This is a genomic window from Halodesulfurarchaeum sp. HSR-GB (assembly GCF_031432215.1).
GTDB lineage: Archaea > Halobacteriota > Halobacteria > Halobacteriales > Halobacteriaceae > Halodesulfurarchaeum.
Genome location: NZ_JAVKGN010000001.1, coordinates 1,055,768 through 1,079,506, shown reverse-complemented (window position 1 = coordinate 1,079,506; position 23,739 = coordinate 1,055,768). Strand labels below are relative to the sequence as shown.

Annotated in this window: 24 protein-coding genes and 1 tRNA gene; 13 read left to right on the top strand and 12 right to left on the bottom strand. The window is 64.5% G+C overall.

Annotation, left to right across the window (positions count from 1 at the left end; all coding sequences use genetic code 11):
* The first annotated feature begins 2 nt into the window (after nt 1-2).
* The 5 genes from RH831_RS05715 (at nt 3) to RH831_RS05695 (ending at nt 4,212) form a co-directional block, all read left to right on the top strand.
* Nucleotides 3-779: an ABC transporter permease gene (locus RH831_RS05715; RefSeq protein WP_310553281.1), complete on the top strand. Its 777-nt coding sequence runs from the start codon at nt 3-5 to the stop codon at nt 777-779.
* A 127-nt stretch (nt 780-906) separates the two neighbouring features.
* Entirely contained in the window at nt 907-2,094 is a 1,188-nt protein-coding gene (locus tag RH831_RS05710) for an ABC transporter substrate-binding protein (protein ID WP_310553280.1), read from the top strand.
* Nucleotides 2,095-2,102: 8 nt separating this feature from the next.
* Entirely contained in the window at nt 2,103-2,945 is an 843-nt protein-coding gene (locus RH831_RS05705) for an ABC transporter ATP-binding protein (RefSeq protein ID WP_310553279.1), read from the top strand.
* Nucleotides 2,942-3,709, top strand: a complete 768-nt coding sequence (locus RH831_RS05700) for an ABC transporter permease (protein ID WP_310553278.1) — start codon at nt 2,942-2,944, stop codon at nt 3,707-3,709. Before RH831_RS05705 ends, RH831_RS05700 begins: the two co-directional genes overlap by 4 nt.
* 20 nt (nt 3,710-3,729) lie before the next feature.
* Complete coding sequence (locus RH831_RS05695) at nt 3,730-4,212, top strand: SRPBCC domain-containing protein (protein ID WP_310553277.1); 483 nt, start codon at nt 3,730-3,732, stop codon at nt 4,210-4,212.
* 16 nt (nt 4,213-4,228) lie between these two features.
* Here the strand turns inward: RH831_RS05695 and RH831_RS05690 are convergent, their stop codons facing one another.
* The 5 genes from RH831_RS05690 to RH831_RS05670 all read right to left on the bottom strand — a co-directional run bounded on the left by RH831_RS05690 (nt 4,229) and on the right by RH831_RS05670 (nt 9,191).
* Nucleotides 4,229-5,212, bottom strand: coding sequence for a hypothetical protein (locus RH831_RS05690; RefSeq protein WP_310553276.1), 984 nt, complete (start codon nt 5,210-5,212; stop codon nt 4,229-4,231).
* Nucleotides 5,213-5,416: 204 nt separating this feature from the next.
* Nucleotides 5,417-6,508 (bottom strand): 4Fe-4S ferredoxin N-terminal domain-containing protein, encoded by a 1,092-nt coding sequence (locus RH831_RS05685; RefSeq protein ID WP_310553275.1) that lies wholly within the window; start codon nt 6,506-6,508, stop codon nt 5,417-5,419.
* 6 nt (nt 6,509-6,514) lie between these two features.
* Nucleotides 6,515-7,510 carry an NrfD/PsrC family molybdoenzyme membrane anchor subunit gene (nrfD, locus tag RH831_RS05680; RefSeq protein ID WP_310553274.1) on the bottom strand — a complete coding sequence of 332 codons (996 nt, stop codon included), beginning with the start codon at nt 7,508-7,510 and terminating at the stop codon, nt 6,515-6,517.
* Between the two features lie 190 nt (nt 7,511-7,700).
* Nucleotides 7,701-8,564: a 2Fe-2S iron-sulfur cluster-binding protein gene (locus RH831_RS05675; protein ID WP_310553273.1), complete on the bottom strand. Its 864-nt coding sequence runs from the start codon at nt 8,562-8,564 to the stop codon at nt 7,701-7,703.
* A 69-nt stretch (nt 8,565-8,633) separates the two neighbouring features.
* Entirely contained in the window at nt 8,634-9,191 is a 558-nt protein-coding gene (locus RH831_RS05670) for a response regulator (protein ID WP_310553272.1), read from the bottom strand.
* 236 nt (nt 9,192-9,427) lie between these two features.
* Here RH831_RS05670 and RH831_RS05665 point away from each other — a divergent pair, with 236 nt between their 5' ends.
* The 6 genes from RH831_RS05665 (at nt 9,428) to RH831_RS05640 (ending at nt 14,005) form a co-directional block, all read left to right on the top strand.
* Nucleotides 9,428-9,958 (top strand): amino acid-binding protein, encoded by a 531-nt coding sequence (locus RH831_RS05665; RefSeq protein WP_310553271.1) that lies wholly within the window; start codon nt 9,428-9,430, stop codon nt 9,956-9,958.
* Nucleotides 9,955-10,932, top strand: coding sequence for a homoserine dehydrogenase (locus tag RH831_RS05660; protein ID WP_310553270.1), 978 nt, complete (start codon nt 9,955-9,957; stop codon nt 10,930-10,932). The genes RH831_RS05665 and RH831_RS05660 overlap by 4 nt, the downstream gene beginning before the upstream one ends.
* Nucleotides 10,933-11,074: 142 nt before the next feature.
* On the top strand, nt 11,075-12,343 hold the full coding sequence (gene tuf / locus RH831_RS05655; RefSeq protein ID WP_310553269.1) for a translation elongation factor EF-1 subunit alpha: 1,269 nt from the start codon (nt 11,075-11,077) through the stop codon (nt 12,341-12,343).
* Nucleotides 12,340-12,651 carry a 30S ribosomal protein S10 gene (gene rpsJ, locus RH831_RS05650; RefSeq protein ID WP_198400454.1) on the top strand — a complete coding sequence of 104 codons (312 nt, stop codon included), beginning with the start codon at nt 12,340-12,342 and terminating at the stop codon, nt 12,649-12,651. The genes tuf and rpsJ overlap by 4 nt, the downstream gene beginning before the upstream one ends.
* Before the next feature lie 90 nt (nt 12,652-12,741).
* Nucleotides 12,742-12,813, top strand: a tRNA-Ala gene (locus RH831_RS05645).
* Between the two features lie 883 nt (nt 12,814-13,696).
* Nucleotides 13,697-14,005: a helix-turn-helix transcriptional regulator gene (locus tag RH831_RS05640; protein ID WP_070365411.1), complete on the top strand. Its 309-nt coding sequence runs from the start codon at nt 13,697-13,699 to the stop codon at nt 14,003-14,005.
* A 13-nt stretch (nt 14,006-14,018) separates the two neighbouring features.
* On the opposite strand, the gene RH831_RS05635 is transcribed toward RH831_RS05640, so the two are convergent.
* Nucleotides 14,019-14,588 carry a hypothetical protein gene (locus RH831_RS05635; protein WP_310553268.1) on the bottom strand — a complete coding sequence of 190 codons (570 nt, stop codon included), beginning with the start codon at nt 14,586-14,588 and terminating at the stop codon, nt 14,019-14,021.
* 289 nt (nt 14,589-14,877) lie between these two features.
* Here RH831_RS05635 and RH831_RS05630 point away from each other — a divergent pair, with 289 nt between their 5' ends.
* On the top strand, nt 14,878-16,104 hold the full coding sequence (locus tag RH831_RS05630) for a CBS domain-containing protein (protein ID WP_310553267.1): 1,227 nt from the start codon (nt 14,878-14,880) through the stop codon (nt 16,102-16,104).
* A gap of 155 nt (nt 16,105-16,259) precedes the next feature.
* Nucleotides 16,260-16,397, top strand: coding sequence for a hypothetical protein (locus RH831_RS05625; RefSeq protein WP_310553266.1), 138 nt, complete (start codon nt 16,260-16,262; stop codon nt 16,395-16,397).
* On the opposite strand, the gene RH831_RS05620 is transcribed toward RH831_RS05625, so the two are convergent.
* From RH831_RS05620 to RH831_RS05595, 6 genes are read right to left on the bottom strand one after another with little or no spacing between them, the layout of a single operon-like run.
* On the bottom strand, nt 16,398-18,374 hold the full coding sequence (locus RH831_RS05620; RefSeq protein ID WP_310553265.1) for a 4Fe-4S binding protein: 1,977 nt from the start codon (nt 18,372-18,374) through the stop codon (nt 16,398-16,400). It abuts the gene before it with no gap.
* Complete coding sequence (locus tag RH831_RS05615) at nt 18,371-18,964, bottom strand: molecular chaperone TorD family protein (RefSeq protein ID WP_310553264.1); 594 nt, start codon at nt 18,962-18,964, stop codon at nt 18,371-18,373. The genes RH831_RS05620 and RH831_RS05615 overlap by 4 nt, the downstream gene beginning before the upstream one ends.
* A gap of 39 nt (nt 18,965-19,003) precedes the next feature.
* Complete coding sequence (locus RH831_RS05610) at nt 19,004-19,927, bottom strand: cytochrome b/b6 domain-containing protein (RefSeq protein ID WP_310553263.1); 924 nt, start codon at nt 19,925-19,927, stop codon at nt 19,004-19,006.
* On the bottom strand, nt 19,924-20,211 hold the full coding sequence (locus tag RH831_RS05605) for a hypothetical protein (RefSeq protein ID WP_070365417.1): 288 nt from the start codon (nt 20,209-20,211) through the stop codon (nt 19,924-19,926). The genes RH831_RS05610 and RH831_RS05605 overlap by 4 nt, the downstream gene beginning before the upstream one ends.
* A 14-nt stretch (nt 20,212-20,225) precedes the next feature.
* Entirely contained in the window at nt 20,226-20,780 is a 555-nt protein-coding gene (locus RH831_RS05600; RefSeq protein ID WP_070365418.1) for a 4Fe-4S dicluster domain-containing protein, read from the bottom strand.
* Nucleotides 20,777-23,722, bottom strand: a complete 2,946-nt coding sequence (locus tag RH831_RS05595) for a molybdopterin-dependent oxidoreductase (RefSeq protein WP_310553262.1) — start codon at nt 23,720-23,722, stop codon at nt 20,777-20,779. Before RH831_RS05595 ends, RH831_RS05600 begins: the two co-directional genes overlap by 4 nt.
* Nucleotides 23,723-23,739: the final 17 nt, after the last annotated feature.

Below are 23,739 nucleotides of genomic sequence, written 5' to 3'. Positions count from 1 at the left end.
CGATGGTCGGGCCGAAACTGACTCGCGCGCTCTCGCTTGCGGTCCCCGTGCTTCTCTGGCAGGGGGCAGTCAGTGCCGGCCTCCTCGATCCGACCTTCGTCCCGCCACCGGTAGAAATCGGCCAGCGAACACTCCACCTCCTCACCGAGGCGAACTTCCAGGGGCACGTCGTTGCGACCCTCAGGCGGACGGGCCTGGCGGCCGGAAGTTCCGCGCTCTTTGGCATCCCGATCGGGTTCGCGATGGCCGCCAACAAGCGGATTCGGGCCGTCCTCTCGCCGGTTATCTCCGCGATCTTCGCACTCCCGGTCATCGCGCTCTTCCCGCTTCTCATCCTCGTCGTGGGGAGTACGGAGGCCGCGCTGGTGTTTACGGGCGCGGTCGGCTCCTTTATCCTGATCGTCTGGAACGCACGCAACGGCGCGAAGGCCATCGACCCGGTCTACGTCGAAGTAGCCAGGGACAACGGCGCCAGATCCCGACTGGCCCAGCTCCGGGAAGTGTGGCTTCCCGGGGCCCTCCCGCTCGTGTTCGTCGGGCTCAGACTCGGCCTGAGCATGTCCCTGTTGATCGTCACGGCCGTGGAGTTCGTCGCCGGAAACGACGGCCTGGGATACGTGCTCTGGATCTCCTGGCAGGCCTCGGTGCTGCCGGACCTCTATGCCACCCTCGTCGTCATCGGCCTGGTTGGCATCTCGGTCACCGACGGCCTCGCTCGCCTTCGCCAGTCGCTGATCCCGTGGGAGACCCTCGATGACCAGCCCGTGCTGGGACCGTGACCGGGGCAGGCACGGGCCGAGTACTTAAAGCGAGGCGAGCAAATGGCTGTCCTTGAAGTAGGGGAGTGGAAAAAAGGCTGGAAAATGCAGGTGGATTGTTTCGGTCACAGGGAAACTACCCGATGTCATGGACGGACCCGTATCGGAATCAGTCGATGACACGCGGCGGAGCCGGGGGCTCTCGCGACGGGCGTACCTCGCCAGTGCCGGTGTGGCCACCGCGACAGCCCTCGGCGGCTGTCTCGGAGCGGTCGATGGCGGCCCCGATACAGTCACCTTCGGCACGCTAACGATCCCCGCAGTCGCGGAGATCCTGATCGCCCGCGATCGCGGCTACTTCGAGGACCGGAATATCGAACTCGAAGTGAAGCGAATCCAGAGTGCCCCGAAGGCGACCCCACAACTCGCAAGCGGCGACCTGGACGTCGCCACCGGCTCGATCGGGGCCAGTCTCTTCAACTCCGTGGCCCAGGACATCGACATCCGGGTCGTCGCGGACCAGACCCAGTACTGGCCGGGCCAGCCCTCGGCGAACCGGATCTGGGCCCGCTCGGCGGCCGTTCCGGACACCGACTCGATCTACGACCTGCCAGAAGGCCTCACGATCGGCCTGCACGGCTCGGGCAACGTCGACTCGTATGTCTGGGGCCGCATTCTCGAACTGAACGACATGACCTGGGAGGACGTTTCGACCACCGAGGTCCTCTACAACAACATGCCCGTGACGATGGCCGAGGGACAGATCGACGCCTGTTCGATTCCGGACCCCCTCGGGCTGCAGGTCGCCGACCAGGCGGATGCGACCCAACTGGGCTATGCCTCCATGGTCGCCCCACGGATGCAGATCGGGGCTTACCTGTTCGGCGGGCCGTTTGCCGAGGAGCGCCCGGAGGTGGCGACTCGCTGGGTCGAGGCGTATCTCGAAGGCGTTCGGGAGTACTACGAACTCGGCGGGTTCCCCAGCGAGGAGGTCGCGACGATCGTCAGTGACACCTTCGATCTGCCCAAAGCGGCGATCCAGGCCTCGATCCCCTCGCTCCCACACAAGAACGGTCACCTCAACGCCGACAGCGTCGAGAACCAGCAGGCGTTCTACGCCTGTCGGGGCAACGTCGACGAGACGGTGCCCATCGGGGACGTGATCGACGAGACGTTCCTGGAATCGGCCCTCGATACGGTCGGCCGACTCGATGATGAGGCCGCCAGACCGGACGTGGAAACGATCGAACAGTGGGGCGAGAACGCGCTGACCCCCTATCCGCCCGTGGGCGAGCGCCGAACCCCGACTGAATTCCCCACCGATTCGAGTTGTTGACCTGCCCGATGATCCCACCCGAGCGCGCCCACAGCGACGGACCGACCCCGGCCACGGAGCAACCGGAGCCGGCCGGACAGGTTCGGATTCGCGTCGAGGGCCTGACGATGGCCTACCAGTCCAACGGCACGACCGTCCAGGCCCTCGACGGGATGGACCTCTCGGTCCGGGACCGGGAGTTCTTCTGTCTGCTCGGGCCCTCGGGCTGTGGGAAGTCCACGTTTCTCAGGGGACTCAGCGGACTGCTCGAACCCGACGCCGGCACGATCGAGATCGAGGAGTCCGCAGCCGATCGCCCCAAGTCCCGACTCGTCTTTCAGGAGAAGGGGATCTTCCCCTGGAAGACGGTCCTCGAGAACGTGGCTTTCGGGCTCAAGATGCGGGACGTGCCGACTCAGAAACGCCGGGAGATCGCCCGGGAGTACATTCGAAAGGTGAACCTCGACGGGTTCGAGGACGCCTACCCCCATCAGCTATCGGGCGGCATGAAACAGCGGGTGGACATCGCCCGGGCCTTCGCCAACGATCCGGAGGTCCTGCTGATGGACGAGCCCTTCGGCGATCTGGACGCCCAGACCAAACGAGGGCTCCAGGCGGAGCTGATCCGGCTGTGGCGCGAACGGCCGAAGACAGTGGTGTATGTCACCCACGACATCGAGGAGGCCGTCCGTCTGGGCGATCGGCTCGGGGTCATGACCGACCGGCCGGGGCAGATCGCCGAGGTGATCGACATCGACCTCGATCGGCCACGGACCAGGGAGAACCTCGATTTCGCCCGGTTCGAGGAGCTTCAGAACCGGGTCTGGTCGATCCTCGATACGGTCGTCAACGACACGGCAGGCCAGGAATGACGGCCGCTCGACGCTCTAGCAGCCGGCTCCTGTTGTTACTGGGGCCGTTTGTGGTGCTGGCGATCGGCTGGGAGGCCGCCGCGCGTGGCGGGCTCATCGACGCCCGTTTCTTCCCACCGCCCACGGCCGTTCTCGGGCTGGCCGTCGAACTCTACGTTCACGGGGACTTTCTGACCCATCTCCTCGCGAGCCTCCGGCGGGTCCTCCTCGGCGGACTGCTGGGAACGGCGAGTGGAGTGACGATGGGACTGCTCGCCGGTCGGAACGGCGGCGTGCGGGCGATTCTCGACCCGCATCTGAGTGTGCTCTACCCGCTTCCGAAGATCGCCATCCTGCCGGTGATGTTCTCGATCTTCGGCGTCAGCGAGACGGCCCGGATCCTCACGATGGCACTCGCGGTGTTCCTCCTGGTGACGATCAACACCATGGACGCCGTGACACAGATCGAAGGCCAGTACATCGCCGCGGCGAGGGACAACGGGGCCGGTCGCCTGGCCATCTACCGGGAGGTCGTCCTGCCGAGCATCCTCCCACAGGTCGCGAGCGGACTGAGCCTCGGGCTGGGCATCGCCGTGGTCCTCCTGGTCATCATCGAGATGGTCGCGGCGGACAGCGGCCTGGGCTATGTGATCTGGACTTCCTGGCAGCAGTTCAAGATCCTGGAGCTGTACGTGGCCCTGTTCTCGATCAACGTGCTCGGCCTGGTCTTCGTCCACGGCCCGGAGGAGATCGGCGACTGGCTCACCCCCTGGCAGCAGCGATAACAACACGGTCCAACACACCCATGACACCTGACACAGACGACGATCGATCGAGTCTCGAATTCACGGACACCGTTCGAGCCGACACGGACAAACAGACCCTCTGGGAGTTCATCTCCGATGCCCAGAACCTCGCGGACGTGGTTCCGGGAGCCCAGGAAGTCACCAGACATACCGAACGGCGCTACTCCGTCGAAATCGAACGGGGGATCGGGCACGTCTCGGTCTCGCTGGACGGGGAGTTCGAACTCGTCGAGATGGACGAACCGGACTGGATCATCGCGGAGGGAGAGGCCTTTGACTCCACGACCGGCAGTACCTTCGACGTGCTCGCGGCGATGGAGATGCAGGAAACCGAAACCGGCGAGGTCGATCTCTCCTACTCGGCCGAACTGTTCTACACCGGCGGTGTTGCCAGTCTCGGTGCCCGGCTCCTGAAGAAGTTCATCGAGGGAGACGTCGATCGGTACTTCGCGAACGTCAAAGACCGAGTCGAGCCGAACTGAATCCGCTCAGTTCGCCTTAGACGATCGAGAAGGAGTTCGTGACGTGGGCCGTGGCCCCGACGTTTTTGGAGCCAATGTTGTCATCAGCCGCCACGACCTCCACGGTGAAGTTGTAGCTGCCTGCTTCGGCGTCGCTCGGGATGGTCCAGGTAGCGTTCCAGTTGAGGTCCTCGGTGGCCTCACCCTCGGACATACCGGACCAGCCCAGTTCGACGGTCTCGTCGAAGTCTTCGATCGTGAGCGTGGCGGATTCGATGCCCGCGACGACGTTTTCCTGGTCGCCGTCGGCGGGACCGACCGGATTGCCGGTGGAGCTCTCGTAGACGCCGATGTCGAAGCCGACCATCATACCGGGTGCGAACTGGCGCGAGGGCGCACAGCCGGAAATGAACTCGTTGTCCTCGTAGTCGCTCATTCCGGCGGACCCTGCGTACAGGTCGTCGGTGATGAGGTAGTCCTGTGAGAACTCGATGATGGTAATCGAACTCTCCAGGATCCCCACGTTGTGGAAGTTGGCGTCGTCGTTGGTGATCTCGACGGTGTAAGAAATCGCACCGGGTTCGGCGTCTTCGGGGATGGCCCAGCTCCCACTCCACTCCTCGGAGGGGTTCTCTTCGGCGTCACCGCCCCAGGCGAGGTCGACAGTCTCGTAGCCGTCGATGTTGACCGATACGGAGTCGAGCGTATCGTTACCCAGCTGCTCGCCCGTCTCGGGGTCGTAAACACCGATCTTGAAGACCGGGTGCATTTCCGGGGCGAACATCCGCGACGGCGAACACGCCTGCGCGAAGCCGGCGTTTGCCGGGACGTACGAGGAACTCACGATGACGTCGTCGGTGACGACGTAGTCTTCCGGCTCGGGTTCCGCAGTGGTGGTCGGTTCGCCGTTGCCGTCCGTACAGCCGGCGAGACTGACCGTCGCGAAACCGGCGGCCGTTCCAGCGACGAACTTCCGACGCGAGAGGTTAGATCCGATGCGCGCGTTTCTATCAGGTTCCATTGCAACTTCTCCTACCAACCCTACTTCAAAAGGGGTTCATGAGCACAATTTAGGCCATTAAGTAGGGGTCAGAAATTTCGGCAATAGAAGGCGTGAAATACCGAACGAGCGATTTCGAGCGGCGAGTTACATGTCACACTCTCGGATTGGTCCGGCCACCCCGGGACTCACCTGCTTGCGTGCCAGAAAAGAGTGCAGCCGCGGTCAGTGCCCCGTCGGTTCGGACGCCTCCAGGCCGAGGTCCTCGTGGCTCGTGGGGCCCGGAACCGGTTCGACTTCGACGTCTTTGGGCTCGTCGCCGACGTAAATCACGTTCGGATCCGAGACCTCCGAACGGGCCTTGAACGTCTCTGAGTCGTCATAATCTTCGAGGTACTGGTTCGGCGCGCTCTCGGGATCGTTGAGGTCCCCGAAGTGGATCGCATCGACCGGACAGGCCTCCTCACAGGCGGTCGTACCGCGGAGTTCGTCGTCCCACTCACGGTGGATGCAGAAGGTACACTTGCTGCAGGAACCCTCCGGCGGCGTACCGGCAAGCCAACGGCCCTCGTCGTCCCGGCGCTGGCCCTCGAACGGGCCATCCAGGTACTCGGGGACGCCGGTCCCGACAAACGAGTTCACGTGATACGGGCAGGCGACCTCACAGTACTTGCAGCCCAGACAGGTATCGTAATCACAGACCGTCCGGCCGTTCTCGGTCTTGAACCGGGAGTTGTTCGGACAGACCTCGATACACGGGGCGTCCTCACAGTGCTGACAGGGCCGCTGCAGGGAGTCACAGTCCGTGGGCCCGTCGTACTCCTCGTCGGCGCGCTGGTAGCGGTGGACCTCCATCCAGAAGTGGCCCTCCGGCGTGTGGTTCTCCTCCTTGCAGGCCTCCACACAGGAGAGACACTTGATGCAGGTTTCCGTGTCCAGCACCATCCCACGCTGGACGGAACTGTCCGCCTCGGACTGAGCGGCGGCGTTGTTCGAGGACACACCCGCGCCCACGGCCGCGGCTCCAACAGCGGCCACACCGGCGGCTTTCAGCACGGATCGCCGCGAGGCCTGGTCCATGACCGAGGGGGTACCCGGCATCGAAGCGCCGGCCGTGCCGCCGGTGAGGTCCGTGCCGAACTCCTCGGCCACGTCCTCGGCGTATCGGTCCTCGAATTCGGCCCGGGAGAGTTCACCCTTCGAGACCCGGCGGGCGTCCGTGGCCATCTGTTTCCCGAGTGTCTCGTCTGCGTCGACATCCGCGAGGATGTCCCCGACCACGTCGTCGATGTCGTCTGTGTCTATCGTATCAGTCATGAGTTATCACGCACCGATGATCGGCACGTTCAGCGCGCCGAAGATGATCGTGAGCCGAAGCAGGAGGCCACCGACGACCACGAGGCCGAACTTGAGGACGTAGGCCCCACGGACCCGGCGCAGCGTCTTCGCGTTCCCGTGGAGGTCGACCCGCCGTTCGACGAGGATCAGGGCCGCCGAGAGGACCAGTGGCGCCACCAGTCCGACACCGACCACGCCGCCCCAGAACAGGAGCCAGCCGTCCTGCATGATGTACTGGACGGTTTCGACGGCGGTCGAGTTGCCGTTCTGCAGTGTCACCAGAAGGATCGCGAGCACGCCCATCTCGGCGAGGATGATCACGTCGTCGGCGAGGCTGAACTTCTCCACGCCGGTTTCGATGACCCCCTGTGTCAGGGTTGTCAGCCCGAAGACGGCCGCGATGCCGATCGAGAGGCTACTGGTCAGGAACAGCAGTGGGAGCCAGGTCGGGTCCCACAGCGGGACGACGTCCCCGGTTGCGCTGATCAGAAGCGCCGTGTAGACCGCCAGCAGCACGCCGACGGCGATTCCGAAGGCGGTGATTCCCCGCCGAACACGCTCGGAGGGACGAGTTATTCTGGCGAGGGTGTCGATCGGGCCGATGCTCACGGCAAACCCGTTCTCGCGACCGAAGCCCAGCCAGAGGGCCTGCACCATCGCGAGGAGCGTGAACAGGACGATGACCCAGATCCCGATCGTCATCCAGGACTGGGAGTTCGTGAACAACCAGAACTGCAGCACGTTCAGCGGTTCGCCGAGGTGTGAGACCAGCAGGAGCCCACCGACGGCGATCGCACCGACCGCGATCACCATACTCCAGCGGGCCGTGGCGAAGTAGGAGTCCTGTCGCTCTGGCTGTCTGGTGCTGAGGAGGTCGGCGACGGCCCCGGCGACGTACGCCCCGCCGGCCAGGCCGCCCAGGAACAGGTAGATCCCGATCGAGAGCCCCCAGAACTCGGCGGGCAGGAGCGGATTTACCATGGATATCCCTCCGCGTACGCCCGGGGACAACCGGGATGTGCGGTCCTCGTGTGTGGGAACGAGACGGTCGAATCCATATCCACTGGTAGTTTGCGTTCGGGCATAGGGGTGGTCGTTAATTTTGCAGAGTTTTTTATACGGGCGAGACACGGTAACACGGCAATCTGGCGGCCGAGCCCGGATTCGAACCCTAGACTGCGTCCGCGTCGTCTTTCACGCCAGTCGTAATCTCGAAGTCCTGTTTGGGCGAACCCACACAGGTGAGGACATAGCCCGCTTCGACCTGTTCGTCGCTGAGATACTGGTTGCCGTCGTGTTCGACGTACTCGGTGCCGGCACCCGGAACCTCCGAGGTACACTCCCCACAGACGCCATGCTCACACTCGTATGGCACGTCCAGGTCGTTATCCAGGGCCGAGTCGAGCAGGGTCTGGGTGGCCGCCACATCGGTCGTGGCACCCTGAACGGTCCAGTCGATCGAGAAGGACTCCACGTCGGCCGCGGTAGTCGTCTCCTCGATATCCTCGCCGTCGGGCGAGTAGGCGTCCGCCGCGTCCTGCTGGCCGGTCTCGATGGAAAAATCCTGTTTCGGAGAGGCGACACAGGGAAGCACGAACCCGCCGGTGATCTGCTCGTCGCTCAGATAGTCGGCGCCGGAGTGCTCGACGTAGTCAGTCCCGTCGCCGGGTACCTTTGAGGTACAGACCCCACAGATCCCTTGCTCGCACTGGTATGGGACGTCGAGCCCGTCGTCGAGGGCCACGTCGAGCAGGACCTCGTTGCTGGCGACCGCGGTCGTCGCCCCCTGGACAGTCCACTCGATGTCGAAGGTCTCGACGCTCCCAGTGGTCGTTCCCTCGCCACCCTCGGTGGTTGGTACGGGGGTGGGATCGTCCGCGCGTGGCCCGGTCTCGTCGTCCCCCAGGATACCAAGACAGCCAGCCGTCGAGAGCAGGCCGGCGCTGCCGAGCGCGGCCAAGAGGTTTCTTCGATTGAGGTGTTCACCGTCCGGGGTCGGTTGTCTGTCGGCGTCGGAACGCTGTTGCTCCGCCATGTGCAACGGAACGCGAGCCCCCGGCTTTCGGGTTCGGATTAATAATGGAGGCTATTAAGCCGGCAGTGGTCAGTCAAGATCACGGAACGCGGACTCGAAGTCCGATTCGGTCTCGAGGGCCCCTTCCAGGTCCCCTTCGAGCGTCTCGATCTCGGCCTTCAACTCGGCGTACTCCTCGCTGGCCTCCAGTTCCGAGGCCGGTTTCGAGGACTCCAGCGCGGCCTTCTTCGAGGTCAGCGCGTAGTACTCCTGCATCGCGTCGTCGTACTCCTTCCGGTCGAGCAGGGACTCGATAGCCGACTCCAGGCCCTCCCGGTCGATGGGCTTTGTGAGATAGTCGTCAAAGCCCATCTCGATAACGTCGAAGTCCGGGTCGACGGCCGTAACCATCGCGACCCGGCAATCATAGCCCCGGTCCCGGATCTCCTCGAGGACCTCATCACCGGACAGCCCCGGCATGCGACGGTCGAGGAGCACCACGTCGACGGACTCGTCGAGTTCCGCAAGCGCCTCCTCGCCGCTGTTCGCCATCCGCACGTCGTAATCTGCCTCTAGCCAGACGCCGAAGAGTTCGGTGATGTTCACCTCGTCGTCGACGATCATGACGGTCGGCGTAGCTTCACTCATGTGTGTTTGTCCCCGCGGCCACGTTCCACGTGTCTTCCTGGCCCGTTCGCAGTGCGACCAGCCGAAACTGCGATACCCGACGTCTCCGAAACCGGCCTGCGGGTCAGTGCCATCTCGATATCTGCCTTTGGTGGAGGGGTATAAAAAAGCCACCGGGTACGTATCGGCGGGTTGAGAATCCACTCGGGGTCGACAATCGCCGAAGGCTTATACCGACCGGGCCGTCGACAGCACGTATGAGCGACGAACACGGGAGTACCCGCGCCCACACGGTTCGGCTCGAACTGGTCGACGAGCCGGGCGAACTTCTGCGGGCGCTGGAACCGATCGCCGAGAACGGCGGCAACCTGCTCAGTATCTTTCACGAGCGGGGCTCGGTCACCCCCCGGGGACGGATCCCCGTCGAGATTGATCTGGAGTGTGCGCCCGAACAGCTCGAACAGATCACCGCGGCGCTCAGGGATCGCGGGATCAACGTCATCCAGGCCGGAACCGAGAAGTACGGTGAGGAGGTGCTGGTGCTCCTGATCGGCGCCCGCCTGGAGGAGGACCTCTCGGCGACCATCGAGCGAATCGAATCCGAGACCCCCGCTTCGGTTATCGACCTCTCGCTCTCGGGAGCGACCGACACGGAAGCCGTTTCGAGCGGGCGGTTCCGGCTAGCACTCGAAGCCGGCGCGGCCGATGCGGCACTCGACGCTGTCCGGCAAGTGGCCACGGATATGGACCTGCGGTTCGTCGCCCCGCTCGTGGAGGGATCACGATGAAACTCGCCGTCATGGGCGCTGGGGACGTGGGGCAGTCCGTCGCCCGCCTCGCCGGGGAGTACGGACACACTGTCACGGCCATCGCCGATTCGAGCAGTGCCGTCTGGGACGCGAACGGCGTCGATGTCACGGAGGCACTCACACGCAAACGCGAGTCGGGTGCGGTCGGCTCGAACGATCCCGAGGGCGTTCTCGGAGCCGAATACGACGTGCTGATCGAAGCGACCCCGACCACGCTGGGCGACGCCGAACCCGGATTCGGTCACGTGACCGCAGCCCTGGAGCAGGACCGGGATGTCGTCCTCGCGAACAAGGGCCCGGTCGCCCAGCGGTACGACGACCTCGCCGCAGTTGCCGCCGACAGCGAGGGAGCGGTTCGGTTTGAGGCCACCGTGGGCGGGGCGATCCCCGCGATCGCGACCGCCGAGGGCCTCGGCCCCGAGCACGTCACGGCCGCACGCGGGGTGTTGAACGGAACGGCGAATTTCATCCTCTCTCGCATGCAGGCCGAGGGACTGGCCTACGAACACGTCCTGGCGGAGGCCCAGGACCTGGGCGTCGCCGAAACCGATCCCAGTTTCGATGTGGAGGGGACCGACGCCGCACTCAAGGGAGTTATCCTGGCGAACGTCCTCGACGGCGGCGGTCACACGCTCGCCGACGCCCGCATCGAGGGCATCAAAGACCTGCCGGCAAACGCCCTGGACGTCGCCGCCGACGATGGGATGACCGTCCGCCTGATCGCGGAGGCCACCGCCGATCGCATCCGGGTCGGACCGCGGCTGGTGCCGGAGAACTCCACGCTCGCGGTGACGGGCACCATGAACATCCTGCAGTTCGACACCCAGCACGCGGGCCAGTTGAACATCAGCGGTCGCGGCGCGGGCGGCCCGGAAACCGCCTCCGCGGTCCTCGCGGACGTCGATCGATTGAGCTGTGATACGACTTCGAGCGTTCGAACCGGCTCCAGATAGGGGCTCATCCGGGCCGCCGCGAACGTGCCCAAAAGACAAACCACCCGACGGCGCCGGGATGGGTGTCAGACGCTTTCGAAATGGTTTTAATCCGAACTGTCGAAGGGATTCCACAGAGCGCGTATAAAGCGCGAATACGATCATGAGCGACAAACCACACCAGAACTTGGCCATCATCGGCCACGTGGACCACGGGAAGAGTACGCTCGTGGGCCGACTCCTCTTCGAAACGGGGAGCGTTCCCGAGCACGTCATCGAACAGCACCGCGAAGAAGCCGAAGAGAAGGGCAAGGGCGGATTCGAGTTCGCCTACGTCATGGACAACCTCGCCGAGGAGCGTGAGCGCGGGGTCACCATCGACATCGCCCACCAGGAGTTCGAGACGGACACATACAACTACACCATCGTCGACACGCCGGGTCACCGTGACTTCGTGAAGAACATGATCACGGGGGCCTCCCAGGCTGACAACGCCGTTCTCGTCGTCGCCGCGGACGACGGCGTCCAGCCACAAACCCAGGAGCACGTCTTCCTGGCTCGCACCCTCGGTATCGAGGAACTCATCATCGGCGTCAACAAGATGGACCTCGTCGACTACGAGCAGAACACCTACGACGAGACCGTCGAGGAAGTCAAGGGACTGCTCAAGCAGGTCCAGTTCGACTCGGACAACGCGAGTTTCATCCCGATCTCGGCCTTCGAGGGCGACAACATCGCCGAGCACTCGGAGAACACGCCGTGGTACGACGGCGAGACCATCCTCGAGGCACTCAACAGCCTGCCCGAGCCCGCGCCGCCGACGGACGCGCCGCTCCGCCTGCCGATCCAGGACGTCTACACCATCTCCGGCATCGGAACGGTCCCGGTCGGCCGCGTCGAGACCGGTACCATGCACCCCGGTGACATGGTCTCCTTCCAGCCCTCCGACGTCGGTGGGGAGGTCAAGACCATCGAGATGCACCACGAGGAAGTCGACATGGCCGGCCCCGGTGACAACGTCGGGTTCAACGTCCGTGGCATCGGCAAGGACGACATCCGCCGCGGTGACGTCCTCGGTCCCGCCGACGACCCGCCCACGGTCGCCGAAACCTTCACGGCCCAGATCGTCGTGATGCAGCACCCGAGTGTCATCACCGCCGGCTACACGCCGGTCTTCCACGCCCACACGGCCCAGGTCGCCTGTACCATCGAGGAGATCAACAAGAAGATCAACCCGTCCTCGGGAGAGGTCGAGGAGGAGAACCCCGACTTCATCCAGTCCGGCGACGCCGCGGTCGTCACCGTCCGCCCGCAGAAGCCGTTCAGCATCGAACCGTCCAGCGAAATCCCCGAACTGGGCTCCTTCGCGGTTCGTGACATGGGTCAGACCATCGCCGCCGGGAAGGTCCTCTCCGTCACCGAGTCCGAATAATGCAGCAAGCACGCGTGCGTCTCGCCGGCGTGAGTCCGGATGCGCTCGACGACATCTCGACCGACGTCCGGGAGATCGCCGAGAAGACCGGCGTCAGCATGAGCGGTCCGGTCCCGCTGCCCACCAAGACCCTGGAAGTCCCGGCCCGGAAGTCCCCCGACGGCGAGGGGACCGCCACCTGGGAACACTGGGAGATGCGGGTCCACAAGCGGCTGATCGACATCGACGCCGACGAACGCGCACTGCGCCAGCTCATGCGGATCCAGGTCCCCAACGACGTCTCCATCGAGATCGTCCTCGAGGACTAACCGGTATTCGCGCTCTCGTGCTGGCCGCGATTCTGTTTCGGCGTTAAAGCAGAATCCTCAAGGCAACCCAGTGGATATGAACGATTGCGCGGGCTCGTAGATCAGTGGCAGATCGCTTCCTTCGCAAGGAAGAGGCCCCGGGTTCAAATCCCGGCGAGTCCATCGGAGCGAACGAGTTTTGCGAGTGAGCGAATGGACGAGCCGAGCGTTCGCGGAGCGAACGCGTGGATTTGAAGCCCTGGAAGGCGCAGCGCCGAACGAAGTGAGGCGACCGTCTTCCTCCGGGTTCAAATCCCGTCAGCTTTGCTCGCGCCGATGGCGCTCACTTCTCTGACGACCTCCCGTTCGCTTCGCTCACGGGAGTCCCGGCGAGTCCATGCACCTTTTTCGTCGTCGGGTGCGCTTCGCGCACCACTCTCCACTCACGGCGGCGCAGCCGCCGTTCGTGCGGTCCGAGGGATCTTTGATCCCTCGCGACTCGAAAAATCTGTCGCACAGGAGCAAAGCTCCTGCTAGATCCCACCGAGCTTTGCTCGGTGAGGACACCAAAAAGAGCCGGGCGCTCCCTGCGGTCGCGCCCGGTGAAACCACGACTCGCTTCGCTCGTCGTGGTATGCTAACAGCATCAATGAAGTGTAAAGCGCCCATCCAAGGCAGCGAAGCGAGCATATGGATCAAACCAAAACAAATCTACGCACTTTTCCGAGGACCGGATTTGCACCGCCCAGTCGGACCTGGTGACCTAATCGAAACAAGTTAACCCGTCAGTAGAAGAGTACAGGCAGATGTCCGTCCTCCAGGCGCGACTCGGAATTTCTCGACGGAACTTCTGGATCGGACTAGGGGGGTTCCATACCTTGCTTGGCACCGGGTTCCTGACAGGGACGTTGGTCACCGCGTCCGTGACGACGGCAATCGTGCTGTACTTCGTCGCCCTGGGAATGTTTGGATGGGCACTGGCACGTTCGCGATGAGACAGTGCTGACAGAGATGCAGTCGATGCCAACGGCGAATCTTCTTTACAGCGAACGGCCCTAGCACAATTATGACTGAACTCGAAAGCGACGAGTTCTACGAGGCCCACGCCGAGTACTGTGGCATCTGTGCGAACGCGAACCGACTCAAGGTCCTGGATCTGCTCAAATCCGGCGAGGCTTACTCAGTCTCGACGATCGAAGAGAAAACCGACATCCCCCAGTCGACACTCTCCCAGCATCTCAAAGTGATGCGCGATCAGGGGATGCTCACCCGTGAACGGGAAGGGGTGCGAAACTTCTACTCGATCGCTGATGAGCGGATCGTCGACGGCATCGAAGTCATCCAGGGCGTAATCAGGGATCAAATGAACGAGTGACGGGGTCGGACGATCACGCTGTAGCTCCCGTCCGGGGGCGCTCCCAGACGTTTGCCCCACGCCACTTCGAGACGGTCCGGGCCAGGAAAACGGCAGCCAGCAACAACACACCGGCACCAGCCACGAGCACGCCGAGCGCGGCCCCGACTACCGAAAGGATCATCCCCAGCCCGGCGACGGTCAGCAGACAGCCGGCGTACGTCCCCGGTCCACAGAGACAGATCCCGTACTGGCCCAGACTCAGCCGCGTACACGAGTTCTCCAGATCCGTCGCCTGGAGGATCGCGTTGCGGAACGCGGTCTCGTCCAGGTCCGCGGTCGGAATCCGGTACTCCGCCGTGTCCGTTTCGAGGGTGATGGCCCGACAGAGCATCCCCTCACACCGCAGCGCCGTGATATCCGCGAGCGGAACCGAGAAGTCGAGTGCCGAGTCGCTCTCGACGCCCGACAGGGGGCTCACGGAGACGGTCTCCCCGGTGAGAACGACTTCTGTATCCACCGTCGAAACGTCGTCTCGGCTCCGGGTCTGCCCGCGGAACTGTACCGCTCGTCCGGCCGATTGGGGTTGGTTCGGTGGTGGCATCGGTTTTCTCCTCCAGTTAATATTAGGATACTCAAATATTTAGATCTATGGATATTTAGGATCTCGGAGAGGTATCCGCCGTTCAGAATATGCCTGGTTCCGGACCCCTTCGTATGCGCCTTGTCAATAGCACGCAAGGGCCCTCATGGCGAGGAACTATTAGTTGGACTGGTTACCAATTCCTGAGAAAGGCCACCGGGAACTTGGTTCGTCCACGCCAACTGGTACATGTTGACAGTATCGAGCCGCCCGGGGGAACCATTAGGTTACGTGCGAACCAATACCAACCATGGACATCGCAGACATCGTCTCGGAAGATTACGTCACTCGCTCACCGGACACCACCGTCTCGGAACTGGTCGGAACCTTTGAAGACCCATCGGTCCCGGGAGTCATCGTCGCGGGCGATACCTTCGAGGGGATCGTCACCCGACGCCAGCTCGCGAGCTCCCAGCACCAGCCAAACGAGAAACTCAACTCGCTCGTCTGGCACGTCCCGCAGCTCACCCCGGACGAGGACATCCGGAAGGTCGCCCAGCTCATGATCGACGCCGACTCGCAGTTGCTCCCCGTCTTCGAGGGCGAGTCCCTCATCGGAGTCGTGACCGCAAAGGACATCCTGCGGAAGGTCCAGCCGTACCTCGACGCGGCGACGGTCCAGGAAGCCGCGACGACGGATCTGGTGACCCTCGATCCCGAATCGACCTTCGGCGACGCGTTACACGTCTTCCGCGAGAACCGCATTACCCACCTGCCAGTTGTGGAAGGCGACTCCGCTGTCGGGGTGGTGAGCCTCTATGACGTCACCAACATGACTGTTCGCTCCGTGGACCGCAGCCAGGGCGGCGACGCCTCCGGTACTGATCCCCACGGCGGTGACGTCTCGGCCAGCACGGGCCGGTCTGGACGGGGCGGGTTCGGCGCCCGAGAGGGCGAGCTCGCTCGAATGCTCGACCTGCCGGTGCGGAACATCATGAACAGCCCGGTTAGAACGATCGACCCGGCCGAAACCCTCGACGTCGCCGTCGAAAAACTGTTCGAGGACACGGGATCCTCCCTGGTGGTCGCGGAGGAGGGAGGCCACCCACACGGCATCCTCACGAAGACTGACATCCTCGACTCCCTGACCTGGGAAGCCGGGGGGAACCGGGCCGTTCAGGTCTACGGGAGCGATCTGGTCGATGACATCACCTACGAGGACATCGTCGCCATGATCGACAAGTTCGACGACCGCGATCACGGGATGTCGGTCCTCGACGCGAAGGTGCACCTCCACAAACACGACGAGAAGTTGCGGGGCACCCCGCTGCTGCTCGCCCGGATCCGTCTGTACACCGACCAGGGCCTGTACATCGCCTCCGGCGAAGGCTACGGCGCCAGTCACGCCATCAACGAGGCCCGTGACGTCCTCGAACGCCAGATCCGGGACAAGAAGACCTACGGGAAGTCCAAGAAACCACGCTCCGAGGAGTTCTGGGAGAAGCGTTTCGGGTGGATGCTCGAGGCCGAGGACTGACCGGCTCCGCCGGCCCCAATATCTTGGAATCGTAACCAATAGCTATGTGAGAGGGTCCCGTAGCATGAACTACCGAGCAAGGAATCACTATGGACACCGCACCACGGGACAGGAACCCGCCGGGGCCACTCACGAGCGAACGTGGAGAACCATTTATGGCGAACGTCACCAGGGACGCCAATGGAGAGTGGATCTGCACGATATCGCCGGTTCCCGAGAGCGCCCAGCGGCTTCTCTCGGAGTGGGTTTCGGCAACGGGCGAGGATTTCGTTGCCCTCGAAGAGATGCGGTAGCTACAGGAACTCCGTCTCCGCCGCCCGCTGGGAGCGACAGTCCGGACAGACCTCCAGATCGAGGGCCTCGAGAGCCGCCTCGTCGAGTTGGGCCTCCATCTCTTCGATTCCCGACCGGGAGGCAAACGGCTCGCCACACACCCGGCACTCGACCATCTCCTTTTCGACGACGGTTTCCCGCGCCCGAACCGCGCCGTTCTCCACCGGCACGCGGGATGTGACCTCGATCACGTCCTCCGGACAGGCCGTCTCGCAATGGCCACAGCCGACACAGGCCTCGGGATCGAAGTGCAGTTGTCCCTCGGTCTGTTCGAGCGCCCCGGTCGGGCACACGTCGTGACAGGTAGTACAGAGCGTACAGCCCGACTCCTCGACCGTGACAGTCCCCGAGCCTGGCGCCGCGACCATGCTCGCATTGCTGCCGTGTCCAGCCGCGAGGGCCACACTCGCGTCGAGACCGAGGGTGTGACGGGAATCGGTCCGCACGGAACTAGTCTCGACGGCATCGAGTGGGTCGGCAACGAGACCGTCCATCGCCCGTGCGAGCGCGTCGGGGTCAGCAGTGTTTGCCACCGCCACCCGCTCCCCGAGGCCCAGATCGCCGAGCGCCAGGTTCGCCTGCCGGACCGCATCCTCGACGGGTTCGGTCGCCCGGTCGGGGTCACTCGCCAGCAAGACGCCGTCGGCCCCCAGCGCCACCGCATAGATCGCCGCCGCGTCCGAGACCGAGAGCACGTTCGGGAGCACGATGGGGATAACCGGCGGCACCGACCGAGAACTGAGAGTGGTCCGCACGGCCGGTTCGATCGCCTCGCTCACGAAGACCACGCCGAACGGTGTGGCACCACCACCCCACGGCAGACTGGACCCGGCGGTCGCGTCGGCCACCGGACCGATCGCCGCCTCGACGAATGCCGCCGTCGTCGCCACGTCGTGAGCCCGGGTGGGCTCGATGGACGCGGTCGGACAGACCGAGACGCAGGTCCCACACGCGACACACCGGTCGGGTTCGACGCTGACGCCCCCGTCGTGGGCGAGCGAGATCGAGATGGCGTCGTTCGGGCACGCCTCCTCGCAGTCCGAGCAGCCCTCATTCCCGGCCGTACCAACTGCACAGGTGCTGTGATCGACTGTTACCTCCGGCCTGGCTCGCATCCAGGCCGCCCGGTTCACGGCGCCGGCGACGCCAGTTCGAATCGTGTGCACCCAGCGGTCCGCGGCCAGGGGCCCCTGGTGATTCGGCCAGACGACCTGGCTTGCCCCCAACTGCTCGACGAGTGGCTCATCGGCCGGCCGGATCGCGTCGGCCGGACAGACCGCCGGCTCCACGGTGTCGTCGGTGACCTGGACCGGCACGTCAGTCGTCGCCTCGGGATAGCGCCGAAGACAGCGGCCACACCCCGTACAGTCCTCGGTCACCCAGGTTTCGAGTTGCACTTCGTAGCCGCCACCCACACGCTCCAGGGCGGTTGCAGTCCCGCGCCGCACAGTCACCGAATCGGGAAGTGACGTGCCCGCCAGGTCCTGGTGATCGGCGATCAGCGTCACGTCGACGTTTCCGGCCAGGTCCCGGGCGACCAGCGGGTCTCCGACGACGACCACGTGCTCGCCCGACGGGGCGGGATCGAGATCGATCTCCGGCCGGATCGCGAGCTGTCGGACGGCCGCGTTCGCGGCGCCAGCCACCACGGCCGTCCCAACCGCCGAGTCGACGGACGCACCGATGAAGGGGCTCACGCGGTCGGTTCGGTAGCCGGCTTCCTCGAGGGCCTCCAGGAGTTCGGTGACGACCGGCCCGTCGCCGGCGACGAAGAGGACCGCGTCCGTGTCGGCCTCCTCGATCCGCTCGGCGATGGCCTCGCGATGGTCCGCGACCGCGCTCGTGAGGATCGCTTCCTCCACGTCGATGGCCTGGGCGACGGCGTTTCGGTCGATGTCGGCCGTCCCGCGACAATCACTGATGACGGCGACAGTCATTGACGGACCCCCTGCCGGCTGGCGTCGAAGGCAACGACCCCCGCGACGAGGTCCGCGATCGCCTCGTAGAACGGTTCATCCGTCTGCTCGTGGATGTCCCCGGCGAGGTCATCGAACCAGTCCCCGTGCTCGCGGAGAAAGGGGGCCGTCCGCTCCCCGTCGGTCGCGGTTAGCTCCCGCAGCACCGCGAGTTCCACGGCCGCGTGGTCGGCCTCCTCCTTGCGATCCGGAGCGGAAGCGATCCCGAGGCTTCGGTAGGTCTCTTTGACGGCCGCGAGCGGTTCGCCGAGGTAGTCCCCGGCGTAGTAGGACTCGTGGATCTGTAGCTTGGGGCGTGGGCCGATGAAGAGTCGGGTGAACTCCGACGCGAGCCGGTCGGCCTCCGCGGCCGGATCCTCGACGGTCTCGCCCCAGGCATCGAGGCCCTCGAGGCCGGCTGCCAGCCGATCGTTCGGAGCGACCCCGGGATCGGGCAGCGGCCCCGAGGCGAGGGCGGCGACAGTCGCCTCGTCCGGTGGATCCGCGAACACACCCGCAAGCAGGTCATAGAGCTGTGCCATCGTTGCGTCGTCGGTGTCCTCCGTACTCATTGTCTTGAAGTTCGCATTTGAAAGTGAAAAGTTCGCCTATCAGTCCCCGAATCGGAGCGTGATGCCGTAGAGCAGGGCCACCAGTCCGACCAGAATCACGATGACCACCAGGTTGAACCCGACGGTCCAGAATATCCCGGCCGGCCCCTCGAGGATCGTCTCGGGACGCTCCAGGAGATAGAGAGTCTCCTGGGTCCCCGGAATGGGAGCCAGGATCCGGTCGATCAGGACCCCCGAGTAGACGACGGCGAACACGAACAGCACCGCGAACACACCGAGGACCTGGATGAACCGGTCGCCGCTGCCGCCGTCCGAGCGGGTCTGGCCGGCATCCACCCAGCCGGCCCACTCCTCTCGGGCCCGGTCGAGGGAAACTCGACCGGTGAAGATCGAGGTGTCGAGCGGGAACTGGAGGAGATGAGTGTCATAGAGGTGGAAGGTCACGCCCATCAGGAGCGTGAAGGCAAAGACCACGTGGAGGTCACTCGCGACCAGGAAGGCGGGGCGATAGCGGAGCAACAGCCCCGGGAACATGAGTACGAGTCCCGTCGCCGTGAGGACGGTGAGTTCCACGGCGATGATCAGGACCTCGGACTTCTGGATCCAGGTGTACTTCCCGGGGCGTGGCTCTGGGCCGCGACCAAGGATGTGGTAGTTTACATACGTGATCAGCTCCCGGATCGTACTCGGGCCGGGAAGCCACTTGGTCGGGAAATCCCCCGTCGCGAGGCCGGTGAGCGCAAAGATGAGATAGTAGAGCAGCGTGACGAACAGGGCCACACCGGCGATGATGTGGATCAGGATGATGGACTCGTTGCCCAGCAGGGACACGATCCATCCGACCTGGCCGCCGAAGGTGATCGCGACCCCGGTCAGGAAGAGGACCAGGATGGCCGCGGCCATCAGGAAGTGGACGTACACCTGGACGGCCGAGAACCGGGAGATCTCCTCGGAACCACTCATCGATCGACACCTCCTGGGTGGGTGCGCAGCGAGAGCAGCAGCAGGACCGAGACGGTCGCGACGAGCCCGGTGAGGTACACGCCGAGCAGGCCACGGAGCAACACCCAGTTGCCCGACATGGACTCGTACTGGGAGACCCCTTCACCAACGAGCGCCAGCGTGTCGCGCATCCAGACGCCGGTCGTGAGCCCCGGCGACAGGCCGTTCAGCCAGGCCAGTACCCCGGCGGCGATCAGGACCGCGGCGACTGCGGCGACAGCGTGACGGACGTAATCTGCGTTCATCGATCGATTACGGGTTAGTCACTTCCCGTTCCGAACACGATGGCTGCCTCGCTCTCGGTGAACATCGTGTCGCTCCCGCGGCGACGCATCTCGTCGGAGATCTCACTCGGAGTCCCAAAGACAAGCGCGTCGGTCGGGCAAGTCTCCACGCAGGCCGGATCCTTGCCCTCCTCCAGGCGGTCGACACAGGTGGTACACTTGTCCATGATCCCCGAACCGCCGGCCGTCTCCTCCTCGCTGGGGTACTGTGGCGCCCCGAAGGGACACGCCCAGGAGCAGTACGAACAGCCGATACAGAGGTCCTTGTCCACCTGCACCAGGTCGTGTTCGTCCCGGTGTAACGCGTCCGTGGGACAGACGTCGATACAGGGGGCCTCCGCGCAGTTGTAACACTGCATGGGCGTGTGTGACTCCCCGCCGGAGTACCGGGTGCCTTCCCGACCCTCGTTGTGTGTCACGACCTCGATACGCTCCTCGGTGTGGCCGATGTCCCACTCGACCTTGCAGGCGACCTCACAGCCGCCACAGTCGATACAGCGGTCGGTGTCGGGCACGACGCGTTGGGTCATTCTTCATCACCCCCGAGCGGGCGGCGAATGATCCCTTTCTCCTCCTGGTAGGCCAGTTGCTTCTCCGGCAGGTCCGGGATCTCCTCCGGAGCGGCCTTCTCGACGAGCGCGAGGTTGGCTTTCGTCTCTTGCATCATCGTGTGCGGATCGTACCCGTCCGAAGTGCCGATGTTCGCCGAATCCCCGATCGTGAGCGGTTCGAGTCCGTCGGGGTACCGATCGACGAGCGATTCGCCCTCGAAGATCCCGCCCCAGTGGAAGGGGAGGAAGATCTCCTCCTGGTTGACCCGTTCGGTCACCCGGGCCTGGACCAGCATAGTGCCTCGCTTGGTCCCGACCTTGACCCACTCGCCGGTGTCGACACCGATCTCGTTGGCGACTTTTCGGTTGAGTTCGGCGTACATGAACGGCGCTCGCTCGGCCGTGTAGGGGTTGTTCCGGGTCTCGGCCCCACCACCGGTGTGCTCGACCTGCCGACCGGTGGTCATGATCATCGGGTGGGAGTCCTTGAGGTCCGCCCGACTCTCCTGTTTCGAGCGGTCACGAAGGTTGACCCGGAAGACGTCCTCCATGTCCTCGTAGGTCGGGAACTCCTCGGCGATGTCCGGTCGGGGCGTCTCGATCGGCTCGCGGTGGGTCGGCACCGCATCGTAGAGGTTCCAGGCCGACGCGCGCGCTCGTCCCCGACCCGTCGGTGGGTCCGGCTGTGCGTGATCGAAGTCGCTGTACTCGCTCGGATCGACGTCATAGCCCGCCTCCGAAAGCGCCTGGGCGGCGTCGTAGACCGACGTATCCTCCCGTTCGGCGTACTCGATCGGGATGGTCTTCGCGGCGGGTTCCTCGGGGTCCGGCAGGGCGGTGTGCCACATCGGGTACTGCGGGACACCCTCGAGCGTGCCGTCCCACCAGTCGGGTTCGTAGTCGTTCCGGAGGAGCGTCTCGCCGTCCGGGCCCTCGGTGTCCCAGCGGGTCCGGAAGTCGGCTCCGCCTGCAGCCGGGTGTTTGCCGGCGTCGTAGAGGATGGGAGTGCCCGGGTGTTCGTCGTGCCAGGACGGCCAGGGCATCCCGTAGTAGTCCCCGGCGAGGTCGTGGTCGTCAGTGACCTCGGCCTTGAGATCGACCGGGCTGAACATCCCGGCGTTCTCCTGGTGGGCCTTCAGCCGCTCGGGGGTCTGCCCGATCATGCCGATCGTGCGCATGCCGAGGTTCCACTCCCGGGTCACGTCCTCCACCGTCTCGTAGTCGAAGTGATCGCCGAAGCCGAGTCGCTCGGCCAGATCCTGCATGATGTCGAAGTCCGGGCGGGAGTTGTGCCTGGGTTCGACGACCTGGCTGCGCCACTGGATCGAACGGTGGGTGTTGGTGACGCTGCCTTTGGTCTCTAGCTGGGTCGCGGCCGGGAGCAGGATGATGCCGTCATCCCGGTCCGGGAGCGAGGAGGTCAGGGCCGGGTAGGGGTCGATCCCGACGATGAGATCCAGTTCCTCCATGGCCGCCTGCATCCGCTTCATCTCGGAGACGGAGTTCAGCGAGTGGCCCCAGATCATCACGGCCTTGAGGGGATGGGGCTGGTGGAAGTCCTCGCCGACGGTGTTCTCGGGATGGGCGGCCTCGTACCAGCGGGAGACGGTGAGGCCGTTTTTCTCCATGATCTCCTTGGAGTGGAACCGATCGAACAGTTCGTCGTAGGACGTCGACCCGCTGGTCGAGGGGGTCTGGTCCCAGACCTGGGCCCAGTGTCGCCAGGCCCCTTCACCCAGGCCGTAGTAGCCGGGCAGGGTGTTCGAGAGCACACCCAGGTCGGTCGCCCCCTGGACGTTGTCGTGGCCACGAACGACGTTCAGGCCGCCGCCAGGCTGGGCGGCATGTCCCAGCGCGAGGTTCAGGGTCGCAAAAGAGCGGATGTTCTGGGTGCCGTTGTTGTGCTGGGTCGCGCCCATCGCCCAGTCGACAGTCGAGACCTCGGCGTCGGCGAGAATCTCGGCGACTTCCTTGAGTTCCTCGACGTCGACCCAGGTGATGTCCGAGACGGTCTCCAGGTCGTAGTCCCGCAGGTTCTCCCGGACCTCGTCCCAGCCGTAGACCCGATCGCGAATGAACTGTTCGTCGTGGGCCTCGAGGTTGAAGACGATGTGATAGAGCAGGCCGTTGATGAAGGCCGTGTCCGTGCCCGGTCGGAACCGGACGACCTTGTCGGCCATTGCGGCGGTCTTGGAGAATCGCGGCTCCGCGACGATGATGGTGCCCCCGTTGTCCTGCATCTTCTGGGGGTACTGCATCATCACGGGGTGGGACTCTGAGGGGTTGTGCCCGATGATGAGGTTCGCGTCCTGGTTGCGATAGTCGTTGATGGGGTTTGTCTGGGCCCCAAAGCCCCACGTGTTCGCCAGGCCGGAGACCGTCGTCGAGTGACAGATCCGGGCCTGGTGATCGACGTTGTTGGTCCCATAGAAGGCCGCGAGCTTCCGGAACATGTAGGCCTCCTCGTTGTTGACCTTCGCCGACCCCATCCACATGACCGAGTCCGGACTGTACTCCGTCCGGATCCGGTCGAGTTCGTCGGCGATCTCGCTCATCGCCTCGTCCCAGGAGATCGCCTGCCACTCGCCGTCGACTTTCTTCATCGGCTCCTTCAGACGGGTCTCGGAGTTGACCGTGTCAGTCAGGCTGGCCCCCTTCGAACAGAGCCCACCCTGGTTGATCGGGTTCTCCTCCCACCGCTGTAAGCCCACCACGGCGTCGTTCTCGACCTCCATCTCCAGCCCACAGCCCACGGCACAGTGAGTGCAGATGGTCTTTACCGTCTCGGTGGAGCTATCACCGGCGGCCCCGTCTTCCTCGGTCGATTGTGCGAGGACTCGAGAACTCCCGGCGGCCGTGGCGAGGGCGGTCCCGCCCGCGGCCTTGAGGAAGTCCCGTCGCTCGAAACTTATGCTGGACATTAACATACAGATAGTGG